General features: G+C 48.2%; 10 protein-coding genes. 5 read left to right on the forward strand and 5 right to left on the reverse strand.

Going from position 1 to position 12,343, the window contains the following annotated elements; genetic code table 11:
* Nucleotides 1-62: 62 nt before the first annotated feature.
* The gene (locus M2134_RS14135) at nt 63-1,358 is read right to left on the reverse strand and encodes an MATE family efflux transporter (RefSeq protein WP_280752188.1); all 1,296 of its coding nucleotides are present in this window, start codon (nt 1,356-1,358) and stop codon (nt 63-65) included.
* A gap of 275 nt (nt 1,359-1,633) precedes the next feature.
* Between M2134_RS14135 and M2134_RS14140 the strand changes: the two genes are divergently transcribed.
* Together M2134_RS14140 and M2134_RS14145 are read left to right on the forward strand one after the other, a co-directional pair.
* The gene (locus M2134_RS14140) at nt 1,634-2,923 is read left to right on the forward strand and encodes a DNA recombination protein RmuC (RefSeq protein WP_280752189.1); all 1,290 of its coding nucleotides are present in this window, start codon (nt 1,634-1,636) and stop codon (nt 2,921-2,923) included.
* 21 nt (nt 2,924-2,944) lie between these two features.
* Nucleotides 2,945-4,204: a porin gene (locus M2134_RS14145; RefSeq protein ID WP_280752190.1), complete on the forward strand. Its 1,260-nt coding sequence runs from the start codon at nt 2,945-2,947 to the stop codon at nt 4,202-4,204.
* Between the two features lie 50 nt (nt 4,205-4,254).
* Here M2134_RS14145 and dinB read toward each other — a convergent pair whose 3' ends face one another.
* The 3 genes from dinB to M2134_RS14160 are packed head-to-tail and all read right to left on the reverse strand — an operon-like array spanning nt 4,255 to nt 8,065.
* The gene (gene dinB, locus M2134_RS14150; RefSeq protein ID WP_280752191.1) at nt 4,255-5,325 is read right to left on the reverse strand and encodes a DNA polymerase IV; all 1,071 of its coding nucleotides are present in this window, start codon (nt 5,323-5,325) and stop codon (nt 4,255-4,257) included.
* A 9-nt stretch (nt 5,326-5,334) separates the two neighbouring features.
* Complete coding sequence (locus M2134_RS14155; protein WP_280752192.1) at nt 5,335-6,741, reverse strand: C1 family peptidase; 1,407 nt, start codon at nt 6,739-6,741, stop codon at nt 5,335-5,337.
* Nucleotides 6,742-6,745: 4 nt separating this feature from the next.
* Nucleotides 6,746-8,065 carry a SpoIID/LytB domain-containing protein gene (locus M2134_RS14160; RefSeq protein WP_280752193.1) on the reverse strand — a complete coding sequence of 440 codons (1,320 nt, stop codon included), beginning with the start codon at nt 8,063-8,065 and terminating at the stop codon, nt 6,746-6,748.
* A gap of 212 nt (nt 8,066-8,277) precedes the next feature.
* Between M2134_RS14160 and M2134_RS14165 the strand changes: the two genes are divergently transcribed.
* From M2134_RS14165 to meaB, 3 genes are read left to right on the forward strand one after another with little or no spacing between them, the layout of a single operon-like run.
* Entirely contained in the window at nt 8,278-8,649 is a 372-nt protein-coding gene (locus M2134_RS14165; RefSeq protein WP_280752194.1) for a DUF1573 domain-containing protein, read from the forward strand.
* A 30-nt stretch (nt 8,650-8,679) separates the two neighbouring features.
* Nucleotides 8,680-9,792 carry a DUF1573 domain-containing protein gene (locus tag M2134_RS14170; RefSeq protein ID WP_280752195.1) on the forward strand — a complete coding sequence of 371 codons (1,113 nt, stop codon included), beginning with the start codon at nt 8,680-8,682 and terminating at the stop codon, nt 9,790-9,792.
* A gap of 9 nt (nt 9,793-9,801) precedes the next feature.
* Nucleotides 9,802-10,896, forward strand: coding sequence for a methylmalonyl Co-A mutase-associated GTPase MeaB (gene meaB / locus M2134_RS14175; protein WP_280752196.1), 1,095 nt, complete (start codon nt 9,802-9,804; stop codon nt 10,894-10,896).
* A 24-nt stretch (nt 10,897-10,920) separates the two neighbouring features.
* Here the strand turns inward: meaB and M2134_RS14180 are convergent, their stop codons facing one another.
* The gene (locus M2134_RS14180; RefSeq protein ID WP_280752197.1) at nt 10,921-12,108 is read right to left on the reverse strand and encodes an AraC family transcriptional regulator; all 1,188 of its coding nucleotides are present in this window, start codon (nt 12,106-12,108) and stop codon (nt 10,921-10,923) included.
* Nucleotides 12,109-12,343: the final 235 nt, after the last annotated feature.

Genomic DNA, 12,343 nt, shown 5'->3' on the forward strand with positions numbered 1-12,343 from the left:
GTCTTTAAGGACTTTAAAGATCTTAAGGAGCTTAAAGTCCTCATAAAAAATCCCCAAAGAGCTCAGACTCTTTGGGGATTTTTCTTTTTCCACATAAGGGTCTGCATGATTCCCCGGAGAGAAAGGTAGACAAGGAAGGCCAGCCAAAGTGCATGATTGCCCATCTGCGGTGCAAAGCAATAGTATAAAAGGAAGAAACTCAGCGACGCAATCAGCATAGCATAGAGCATCAACCGCGATTCTGTCGCGCCGATCAGTATGCCATCCCACAGGAAAGCGGCAAAGCCGGCCAGCGGAACCGCCAATACCCAATAGAAATAATGCATGGAAGCATCGATCACCTCCTTTTCATTGGTGAGCAATCCAAGGAAGCTTCTGCCCCCTACTCCATACAACAAGGTGAACAAGAGCGACAACGAGATACCCCAGACAAACAGGTAACGGATCATTCTCCGTAACGCCTCCCTGTTCTTCGCGCCGATATAAAGCCCCGTAAGCGCCTCGCCTGCATAGGCAAAGCCATCCATAAAATAGGAGAAGAGCGTGAACAACTGCATCAATAACGTATTCACCGCCAATACCACATCTCCCTGTCGAGCACCCGTCGAGGTGAAGAAAGTCGTTACAGCAACCAGACAAAGCGTACGGAAAAAGATATCACTGTTGAGTTTGAAGAATTGTTTCATCGCGGCTTTTCGCCAGATTTCGCGCCACTGTACACGCGAACGCAATCGTTTATAAGAACGAAACCATAAGCTGATTGCCATGAAAAAACCGCTGTATTGGGCAATCAACGTACCCAAAGCTACCCCTTCGATCTTCATCCCCAGATGAAAAACAAGCCAAAGGCTCACCAGGATATTCACCACATTCTGCGTAATGGCAATGATCATTGGAAAACGCGCGTTTTGCATACCGATAAACCAACCGGAAAAACCATATAACCCCAAGACAGCCGGCGCGCCCCACACACAGATACGGAAATAGAGCGAAGCCATCTGCTCCACCTCCTCACTGGTGGTCAACAAAACAAAAGCCACCTTTTGGATCGGGTATTGCAACAGAATCAAGGCAAGGGCAATAAACATCCCTACGCCAACCGCACGCAGAAGCACACGAACCACCTCATCCAAGTCTCGCCTTCCCAAAGCCTGCGAAGTCAGTCCGCTCGTTCCCATCCGCAGAAAACCAAACAACCAGTAGACGATATTAAACAGCATCCCTCCCACGGCAATAGCACCGATGTAGGAGGCTGCACCCAGATGACCAACGATAGCCACATCGATCAGTCCCAGAAGCGGAACCGTAATGTTCGAAACAATGGCCGGAAGTGCCAGATTTAGTATTTTTTTGTTCATCTTTTTTTTGCGTTCTTTTTGAATAAAAATAGCAAAGGTCGCCGGATTCACATCCAACGACCTTTTAAACACTAACCCTTAACTTTAACCAATGAAAAACAATAATTTTTATTTTCAATTTTACGAAAATTCAATTAGTCTAAATAGACGACGCAAACATAAGTATTCTTTTGAAAATATCCAAAAACCCTTATAACAAAGCATAAGATTTAACTAATTTTAATACGATCAAAGCCATACAAAACCCCTATCTTTACCGGCAAAACAGACTACTCATGGATGGCTTGATTATCGGGATACTGACCTTAATTGTTATTCTTCTTTTCATTTTAATTTTCAGGTCTTTCAGATCCAACCGTAAAGAGATGGACCAGCTATTCCGGGAAATCCAACTTTCTTTCGACCGCATCGAAAAAAATTTCCGCGAAGATTTCAGGCTGAACCGCGAGGAGAGCCGCCTCTCCAGTAAAGAGAACCGGGAGGAACTGGCTCGTTCATTGAAAGAATTTCAAGAAACATTCGAGAAAGGCATCGCCTCTTTCAACAACCTGCAACGGGAGAAATTCGGTTCATTGGACGAACGCCAACGGCAATTGATAGAGAACACAGAAAAACGCCTGGAAGAGATACGCGTCACGGTGGATGAGAAACTGCAGAAGACCCTGAACGAACGTATCACCCAATCCTTCCAACTGGTCACCGAACAGCTCGAAAGCGTACAGAAAGGGCTCGGCGAAATGCAGACACTGGCGCAGGATGTCGGCGGATTAAAACGGGTGCTCAGCAATGTCAAGACCCGCGGCAATATCGGAGAGATACAGCTCAGTATGTTGCTCGAGCAGCTTCTCGCACCCGAGCAATACGAAGCCAATGTGCGCACACGCAAAGGATCGGACGCCGTAGTCGAATTTGCCGTGAAGCTCCCCGGCCGCGACGACGGGCAATCGTTCGTTTACCTTCCGATCGACGCAAAGTTTCCGAAAGAGGTGTACGAGCAACTGCAGGACGCCTACGACCTGGGCGACGCGAAAGCCATCGAAACAGCCGGGAAACAATTGGAGACAACCATCAAGAAGATGGCCAAAGACATATCGGAGAAATACCTGGCCCCACCGGTCACCACCGACTTCGGCATCATGTTTCTCCCGTTTGAAGGCATCTATGCCGAAGTGATCCGTCGCTCTTCCCTTATGGAAGAGCTGCAACGCAAATATAAGATTGTTGTGACAGGCCCAACAACGCTGGCCGCCATCCTCAACAGCCTGCAGATGGGCTTCCGCACCCTGGCCATCGAACGCCATTCGGGAGAGGTATGGCGCATACTGGGTGCCGTGAAGGCAGAATTTGAAAATTTTGAGGGTATGCTGCAAAGCGCTCAAAAAAAGATTACCTCCGCCAGCGGCGACCTGGAAAAGGTATTGGGTGTACGCACCCGGGCAATCCGAAAAAAGCTACGCGATGTCGATACCTTAAGCGCACAGGAAGCTCGCCTTATCCTTCCGGACATAAACACACTCGACAACGAAGAGGAGGAGGAATTTCCCGAAACAGAACCAGGCAGATAACTACTAACAAATGATTATGATATGAAACAGATTCTGACAACCCTCCTGTTTTTTTGCTTCCTTGGCGGATTGCAGGCACAGGAGCAATCGAATAAAGAGATCACCGCCTTGGAGCAACGAGTAGCCTCTTTGGAAAAAGAGGTAGCCCGAAAGAAAAAACTATCGGTCTCAGGGTATATCCAGGGGCAGTTCCAATGGGGCGAAGAGGCTGCTTCGCTGAAGGTCGGTTCGGCCAACGAGAACAAGGAGGAATCGTTCAACCGGATTGGTATCCGTCGTGGACGCGTAAAACTGACCTATACGGAAGGCATTGTCTCCGGTGTTTTCCATATCGACGTAACAGAGAAGGGCTTTTCGTTTAAGGATCTATACCTAAACCTAAAAGACCCCTGGTGGCAGAGCAATCAATTACGCGTCGGAGTGTTCGACCAACCATTCGGTTATGAAATCGGCTATTCATCGTCGCGTCGGGAATCACCCGAACGCGCCACGGTGTTTCAACGCCTGTTCCCCGACGCACGCGATCTGGGGGTTATGCTTTCATTGCAACCGGAGAAAACATCCCCTCTCGCGTTTCTGAAGCTCGACGCCGGATTGTTTGCCGGCAACGGTGTCAAACTGGATACCGACAGCCGGAAAGACTTCATTGCCCACCTGTCGGCCTATCAATACATCACGATGAACCTCTCGGTCGGTTTGGGAGTATCACTCTATGAAGGCTCCGTTTATCAGGGAACGGAGCATGTTTACACCATGGAAGAGGATGCATTCATATTGTCTACCGACCCATCCAACAAAGGAAAATATGCCCGCCGCGAATATTTCGGGCTAGATGCGCAACTGGCCCTATTGACCACCTTGGGAACCAGCTCCCTACGAGCAGAATATCTCTGGGGGAAACAGCCGGGAACCGAGGTTAGTTCAAAGAGTCCTAATGCCTCTTCTCTACCTCAAACCGACACCTATATCCGTCCGTTCAGCGGATGGTACCTGATGTTCGTGCAAAAGATCGGGCTCTCACCTTTCTCTTTCGTCCTGAAATACGATGCTTATGACCCGAATACTCGAATATCGGGAGACGCCATCGGACAACATTATACCGGGGTAGCCGACCTAAAGCAAACAACATGGGGCCTCGGCGGGATTTGGGATATCACCTCCGCTTTGCGCCTGCAGGCCTATCATGAATTCAACCGCAACGAAACCTCTTCGCAGTTGACAGGTTGGCGCGAACAGGTAGCCGACGATGTGTTTACGCTTCGCTTACAATATAAATTTTAAATTCTCACCCGCGTGAGAAAAAATTCTCATGCGGGTGAGAATTTAAAAACCTACTCTTCGAAGTTTATTTCTAACTGCAGCGGATCCTCTTTCTCGGGGTCTTCTATATTGCTAACGGAAAGACCCATCAGGCGGATCTTCTTCTCGCCTACATCGGTCTGGTTCAGGATTTCTTTGGCGCTATCCAGAAAGAAGCGAAAGTTGTTGATGCGCTGTGGAAAGGTACGGCTGCGGGTGATAATCTCGAAATCCGCAAATTTGATTTTCAAGGTAATAGTACGACCAAAGAACTCTTTGGCTTCGATACGTTCCCACACACGACGGGCAATATGATACAATTCGATCGTCAGGCGAGTTGATTTGCCCAGATCTGTTTCAAATGTGTTCTCGGCTCCGACCGATTTGCGTATGCGGTCGGGCGTAACCGGCCGCTCATCAATCGCTCGTGCATTCAGGTAATAAAAACTGCCGGCCTTTCCGAAGTGACGGATCAGTTCGGCTTCGGAATGTCGTTTCAGGTCGGCTCCCGTATGAATGCCTAAGCGATGCATCTTGTCTGCCGTGATACGGCCTACGCCGAAGAAACGTTCGACATTGAGCTTCTCTACAAAATTTTCCGCCTCTGCCGGGGTGATAACAAACAAACCATCCGGCTTATTGTAGTCGGAAGCGATCTTGGCCAGAAACTTATTGAAAGAAACACCGGCTGAGGCTGTCAGTCCGGTGGTTTCTTTTATTTTTTGTTTGATATCTTTTGCGATAAGTGTGGCGGAGGGGATAAGCGGATGATCGGTCACATCCAGGAAGGCCTCGTCTAAGGAGAGCGGTTCGACCAGATCGGTATAGGTCAGAAACACCTCCATGATCTGTTGGGAGACCTCTTTGTAGGTCTCAAAATGAGGCTCAACGAAAATCAGATCGGGGCATTTGCGTTTGGCTGTGACCGAAGGCATAGCGGAACGGACACCGAAAACACGCGCTTCATAACTAGCGGCGGCCACTACACCACGCGCCTCCGCATGCCCTACCGCAATAGGTCTCCCCCTGAGCGAAGGGTTATCCCGTTGTTCTATGGAGGCATAAAATGCATCCATATCAATATGGATAATCTTCCGGATCACAAAAGGGATTTACATTTCATCGGCAAACATCGGATCCCAGGCAGGCAGGCGAACCGGCTTCTGGCGCATCACCTCTTTTACCTTTTCAGTGATGTATTTCTTGTCGACCACCAGGCGGAACATATATTCGTCGAACCATTCGTCGGTCATGATCACATGACCGTTGTTGGCACCCGGTCCCCAACTGTTTTCCACCATCCATTTGCGGGGAACATCGTTTTCATCCAGATCGACAGCCATCAGGGTCATCGCGTGCGACGAGCCGCTGGCAAAGGTTTGGATGCGTTGTTTCTTATCCATACCGAAGGTGGTTCCCATCAAAGAGCCATAGTCGAAATAGTTCACATCCAACAAGCCCCGGTCGCGGTCGAAGAACTTACCCACATCGCAAGAGAAGTACATCATGGTGCTGTCTTTGATCGACGCGATCGCCATCTGTTTGATATCTTCGATCGGCAGGTTCACATAGGTCCAGTTCTTGCCATCGTAGCGGTGACGGTCGTAATCTATTTCATACAGCTTGTAGAACTCCCGCGTCGGATCGTTCATCAGCATCACATATTTATCGGCGATATCATTGCCAATGTATTCCTGAAAGAAAGAGAGCGGTGTGTACTTCTTCGTCTCCACCGGTTCCCCTTTCGCATTGCGGCGTGTCCAGGTGAATTCCGTTGGTGGTTCACCCAGGTTCAGAGCAAGCATACGGTAGATCGTCTTCAACATCCCGGTTTTCTCTTTTTCCAGGGCAGCCTCTTTGGCTCCTTTGGCAGACTGGTCGCGCAGTTGCAGCCCGAACTCTTTCAGTTTCAAACCAATCAGGTTCGACATGCGGCTGGTGCTTTCGCTGCTGTTGGTCTCAACCATCACCTCCTGGGGCACCGCGCCATATTTGGTCAGGATATCGAATACGCCGGTGAATTGCCCGCCGTCGCTGAGCACGTTTTTAAACAACCACTCCACCTTGCGGTCGTCCATCGGAAGCGTACGCGTATCGATCACGCCTTGCAGGAAGAGGTTCGATTTCTCCAACTGATCCCAGAAGAAAGAGTAGTTCGTTGAGAAGGTGAAAGCACCCATATTGTACTTAGCGATCATCTCGGCACGAAACACATTCAATCCGGTAAACAGCCAGCAGCGTCCGGATGATTTCTGGTTCGTGATGCCTTTGCTGTTCACGCGATGCGAGAAATAGGTGTCGAAATTATTTTTACTGTCGTTGTTGATAGCCAGCCGGTTGATGTCGTTATTGCTGATCGCATTGCGAATCGCTTTGTCGGAAGGTGTCTCCACATACGACTGCTGAATCTCTTTCAGCATATCCGGTGTGATCGCTCCTTTGGTGTTCTGGGCAGAAGCGGTTGCCCCCATTGTTAAAGCCAGGAAAAGCATCCCGGCATTTCTTACAGTTTTGTTCATTTGTTTAATAACGTTTGGTGAGTTTTATTCCTTTATAATAATGTTTTAAGATCTTGTCATACGTAAATCCCTGCGTGCTCATCATCGCTGCCCCGATCTGACAAAGCCCCACGCCATGCCCCCAACCGGCTCCTTTCAGACGGAATCGTCCGGGAACGCCATCGGTCACCTCCAGGCGGTCGACCACAAAGGCGGAGCTATACAAATGGCTTGCGGACAATACACGGCGGATCTCCAATTCTTTTCCGATCACAACACTTCGGTCGCTGCCAACGATTTGCAGTTCCTCTATCCGTCCCGACGGTCCTCGCTTCAGCGGAACCAGATCGAGTATGGCGCCTAATTGAAACTCTTTATAATTGTCAGCCAATAATCGGCTTATTTCTGCTTGCGTATAGGTCACCTCCCAACGGTAAAAGTCGGAGGTTTCCTGATCGTAATGGTTGAGCACCTCTTGCAGGATCTGTTTGTCCGTCGTATGGCAGAACGCCTCCGGACTGCTTTCGATCCACCGGCGAGCCGTCTCTTCGGAGCGAAGATCGGGTAGTTCTCCTTCCGGCATGGTGTCGCGCACAGCCGCCAGATAGGGATAAGAGGTCGGCTCCCAACAGGTTTCAAACACTTCAGTCACCCCACCGCAACACTTGGAGAAGCGGGCATCGCAGATTTCACCCTGGCAGGAAAGCACCTCACCACGAGTCTCCCGTACGGCGGCTTCGACCAAAGGAGTCGATGCGCGGGTAATCCCCTGATAGCGCTGGCAATGATCGTCGGCACAAACGTCGAACAGGAGATGATCCTCCCGGTCATACCAACGGATAAGACGATCCTGATCCTGATGAGTGCTTTGATAAAGAGCTTCGGTTTCCTGCAAAGAGGCATTCTTTTGCAGTTGCGCCAACAGCCAGCTGCGCGAGATAACGGCATGCGCCTTCAATAATTCTTTGGAGCTGGTCGCACTCATCTCCGAAGAGATCACGCTGACAAGGTATTCTTCGACATTGATCTCGTTGATCACTACGATCCCCTCATCCGTGGCAACCAAATCCAACCCACCACGGAAGCGCTGGTTTTCACTGCGTTCCCAATGGAAGTCTTTGCCGATAACCACATCGTTCAGTTCAAAATAGGCATCCGACGAAGCCGGTTCAAAGTAAATATCTGTATGCTTTTTGCCCTGATAAAAGATGCGGTTGTCGATAAACAACACCCGTTGCTCTCCGGTTAGGAACTCACCCGTCACCGTATTGATATAAGAAGAATGGAAAGAAAAGGAGATCTCTTTTCCGGTGAGTATTCCCACATTGATACTTGGCGCTTTCATTTCTCAGTTTTTTATGGTTCTTTTCGTTGCTACACCTGTTATAAGTATCAAAATGTCAGTTCAACCCCGTCTTTTCTCCACGCAAACCGTATAGCGAACGACAAACTTACACAAGAAAATCGAAAAAAACAACATAAATGACAATATGCTTCAAAGAGCAGATTTTCTCCGTAATAATTTATATATTTGTCGCATATTAAATAAAAAAAGAAATGAAACAGATTATTTTTATTTTTATGGCCCTTCTTTTGGCAACTGGTGCTGCGAATGCACAGGCTGTCATCTCTACGGAAAGTGCTAATTTCGACTTCGGAGAAGTCAAAGAAGCAGATGGAAAAGTGGAACATGCATTTGTTATCAAAAACACCGGTGACCAACCGCTGGTGATCACCCGTGTCATCCCCTCTTGCGGATGTACAACACCCGATTGGACAAAAGAACCGATCGCAGCAGGCAAAACAGGAACAATCAAGATAACATTCGACCCGGCAAACCGTCCCGGCCCTTTCGCCAAAACGATTTCTGTTTACAGCAACGGAAAAACGGGTAGTTTTATATTGACCATCCGGGGGGATGTGAAATAATCCCCCGATTAAGATGATAAACCACAAGATATGACGTGTCACTTAAAACGTATTATGTTGATCGTGCTTGGGATCGTGTGTTTCACGATAGCCGGCGCTCAAAGCAATGCGCAATTAAAAGTAGAGGAGACCACCTTTAACTTTGGTAACATCAATGAGGTCGACGGCCCGGTGAATCATGTTTTTACGATTCGTAATACCGGAAAGAAGCCTTTGGTGATTACACGCGTGACCGCCTCTTGTGGATGCACCCGACCGGAATGGTCGAAAGAACCGATTGCCGCGGGCAAAACCGGTGAACTGAAAATCACCTTTGATCCGAAAGGACGACCGGGACCGTTTCTGAAAACCATTTCGATCTACAGTAATGGGAACAAAGGAAGTTATATCTTGACGATCAAAGGGAATGTGAAACCGAAGTCATTTCAACCGGTATTCACCTATCCCTATTCGATCGGAGAGCTTAAACTTCACACCAAAACGATTTTATATAGCACGATTCGTCCGGAAGAGACAATCGTTGAACGCATCAATCTGTTGAATGACACGCAACAGCCTCTAACGGTTGTACTGGGAAAAGTAGCCAATTGCTTTGCCACTTCGGTCAGTCCGGAAGTATTGAAACCGGGAGAAACTGGGGAGATCACCGTGCAATTGGACGCGAAGGCGGTGAAACGCATGGGACGCATTACAGCCGAGTTGCCCGTAGCCGTTGTCAGCATCGACCAGAAAGAGACGGTGGGTTCTATTCAGATCGCGGCAAATATCATCGACAACTTCAACAAACTGACAGCGGCGGAAAAGGCACAAGCCCCTGTGGCACATCTTTCCGGTACGCTTTTGGAATTCGGTCAGTTGCCGACAAAAGGCAGCATTATCCCGCTTATTGGCGGACGCGCGACCATCTCTTTTGACATAACAAACACAGGAAAAACGCCGTTACAGATTTATAGTGTTACAAGTGACGATGAACGTCTGGACATCTCAGGCGGACGACGGGAACTGAAGCCGGGCGCTACGGCGACCTTCAAAGTATCTGTCCGTCCGAAAGAGGTCAAGACAAAACTGGAATCGCTGATCAATGTGGTATGCAATGATCCGAATGGTCCGGTCAGACTGATAAAGGTAACGGCCTATAAATAGACAAGATTCATGAATCACCCTGAAAATGACGATCAATATAAGGGGTTGAAGGTCAATAAGGGCATATCAGATGTTCCTACCATCAACCCTTACCTAAAGCAACGCGTTCAGCGTCGCCGCTTCACACCCAGCGAATTTGTAGAAGGCATCCTCAAAGGAGACATCAGTATTCTCAGCCAGGCAGTGACGCTTGTAGAGAGTTCCTTGCATGAACATCAGCAGGTGGCTCAGGAGATTATAGAGAAGTGCCTCCCCCATTCGGGTCAGTCGGTACGCGTAGGCATTACCGGCGTTCCGGGAGCCGGCAAGAGCACCTCGATCGATGTGTTCGGTATGCATCTATTGGAAAAGGGACGTAAATTGGCTGTCTTGGCTATCGACCCAAGCAGCGAACGCACCAAAGGGAGTATCCTGGGCGACAAAACCCGCATGGAAGATCTGTCGCGTCAGAAAAACGCTTTCATCCGCCCCTCCCCATCAGCCGGTTCCTTAGGTGGTGTTGCCCGGAAGACAAGGGAAACCATCATTCTCTGCGAAGCAGCCGGCTTCGATAGTATTTTCGTTGAGACGGTCGGAGTCGGACAAAGCGAAACGGCAGTCCATTCGATGGTCGACTTCTTCCTGTTGATTCAGCTGGCAGGTACGGGAGATGAATTACAGGGTATCAAACGTGGTATTATGGAAATGGCCGATGGCATAGTGATCAACAAAGCCGATGGTGACAATATCGACAAAGCCAAGTTGGCGGCGTCCCAGTTCCGCAACGCACTCCACCTGTTTCCGCCATCCGAATCGGGATGGAACCCGCAGGTGCTTACCTATTCAGGCTATTACAACCTCGGCATCAAAGAGATATGGGAGATGATCGATGCCTATATCGTGTTCACCAAAGAGAATGGTTTCTTTGAACACAAACGTAACGAACAGGCTAAGTACTGGATGTATGAAAGCATCAACGAAACATTGCGGCAGACATTCTACCACAATCCGGCGGTAGAGAAAATCCTCTCTTCCACCGAACAACAGGTATTGCACAATGAAATCAGTTCGTTTATCGCTGCCAAACAAATGATGGACACCTTCCTCGAAGATATTCGTAAATAGGCATTCCCCAGAAATAGATTGTGACTACAATTCGCCTCTGACCTGTTTGATATAGTCCGAGGGTGAGCAGCCTGTGGTTTCACGAAACTGCTTATAGAAGACGCTACGCGATTTGAAGCCTGAGTCAGCAATCAACTGAGTCGTTTCCGGTTTCTTCGGCTGTTTTTTGATCAGGTCGATCGCGTATTGCATGCGGTATTGGTTTACGAACGTATAAAAATTAATCTCAAACTCACCATTGATCAACTGAGACAGGTAGGTCTTATTGGTTTGCAAAGCCTGCGCTACATCCCCTAAGCTCAATTCCGGATCCAGATAGGGTTTCTCTTTCTCAAAATACTCTGTCAAAGCATGTTTCATCCGCTCCATCGGATAGCGCACCGCTAACTCCTCCGGCGATTCCGGGGAAGCCTCCTTGGCAGCCTCTTCCGTTTGCGCCTCCTTGGTCTCCGGCAGAGACTCCTCCGTAGGCACCTCTTCCTGGCGAAATCCCAACCAGAAAATTGCCACGATGGAAATGGTACAAAGCACGCCAAACATCACTTTGGCAACAACGGAGGATTGACTCATCCAAAGCAGATCACTAAAGGCAAAGACCGCGAACAGCGCAAGGCTCCAACCGATCCAGTTCAGATTGATATCTTCCTCATAAGAATAGGTTTCACGGATAAATTTCTTATGCCGGAAATACATAGAAAGCGAACGGAGCGCAATATAACATTCAAAGAAAACCAAACCCGCCAAAGCCAATAAACGGACAATAACAGCCGGGTGGGTGGTCTGCTCGACAATCATTTGCCAACTAACCGTGTGCGTGGTATCGCCATAAAAAACCTCCAATAGAACAAAAACAGCAGAGAACAAGGCGCCACCCGACAAAAACATCCATATATATTTGCGTGTCAATATTTTGGGTTGCATCAACGAGGTCATGTAAAACAATACAAACATGGAACAAAAGATACTGACCAACGGATTCAGTACCCGCAGGATCTCTGTTTTATACTCCGCCGTATATCGGTCGTAATAGAAACTAAAAATCATACCAAACCCTAATGCAATCAGGTAGGCCGCCAAGTATTTTTGTGAATGCGAATGTTGTTTGTTTGCCAATAAGGCAAAGCCCGCCCAAAAGGCACTTATGATAGGGATTAAATAAAGATAGATACCAAGATCGTGGTAGTAGTCATTGAATAATGTAGAGTTTTCCATATCAGCTTATTTTGAGGGTACACAAAAATAGTGGGAATAAATGAAACGGATATGTTATTAAACAGTTTTTAAATGAAACAGACACAAATTAAACAAAACGGACAGACTTTCTTGCAGAACCGATTAGATTTGTACATGTTTTAGGCGATTATGTAGACACTACCCCTCTATATAATACACACACTAAAATCTTTAAGCTTTAAACGCAAAACCCCTTGGTGTTTCACCCCTCGAA

The organism is Parabacteroides sp. PM6-13, from assembly GCF_029892605.1.
Taxonomy (GTDB): Bacteria; Bacteroidota; Bacteroidia; order Bacteroidales; family Tannerellaceae; genus QVMG01.

What these genes read in the sequence shown, in the direction of transcription:
- M2134_RS14145 (WP_280752190.1), top strand. Translation starts at nt 2,945, where the DNA reads ATGAAACAGATTCTGACAACCCTCCTGTTTTTTTGCTTCCTTGGCGGA.
- M2134_RS14170 (WP_280752195.1), top strand. Translation starts at nt 8,680, where the DNA reads ATGACGTGTCACTTAAAACGTATTATGTTGATCGTGCTTGGGATCGTG.
- M2134_RS14160 (WP_280752193.1), bottom strand. Translation starts at nt 8,065, where the DNA reads ATGAAAGCGCCAAGTATCAATGTGGGAATACTCACCGGAAAAGAGATC.
- M2134_RS14140 (WP_280752189.1), top strand. Translation starts at nt 1,634, where the DNA reads ATGGATGGCTTGATTATCGGGATACTGACCTTAATTGTTATTCTTCTT.
- M2134_RS14180 (WP_280752197.1), bottom strand. Translation starts at nt 12,108, where the DNA reads ATGGAAAACTCTACATTATTCAATGACTACTACCACGATCTTGGTATC.
- meaB (WP_280752196.1), top strand. Translation starts at nt 9,802, where the DNA reads ATGAATCACCCTGAAAATGACGATCAATATAAGGGGTTGAAGGTCAAT.
- M2134_RS14165 (WP_280752194.1), top strand. Translation starts at nt 8,278, where the DNA reads ATGAAACAGATTATTTTTATTTTTATGGCCCTTCTTTTGGCAACTGGT.
- M2134_RS14155 (WP_280752192.1), bottom strand. Translation starts at nt 6,741, where the DNA reads ATGAACAAAACTGTAAGAAATGCCGGGATGCTTTTCCTGGCTTTAACA.
- M2134_RS14135 (WP_280752188.1), bottom strand. Translation starts at nt 1,358, where the DNA reads ATGAACAAAAAAATACTAAATCTGGCACTTCCGGCCATTGTTTCGAAC.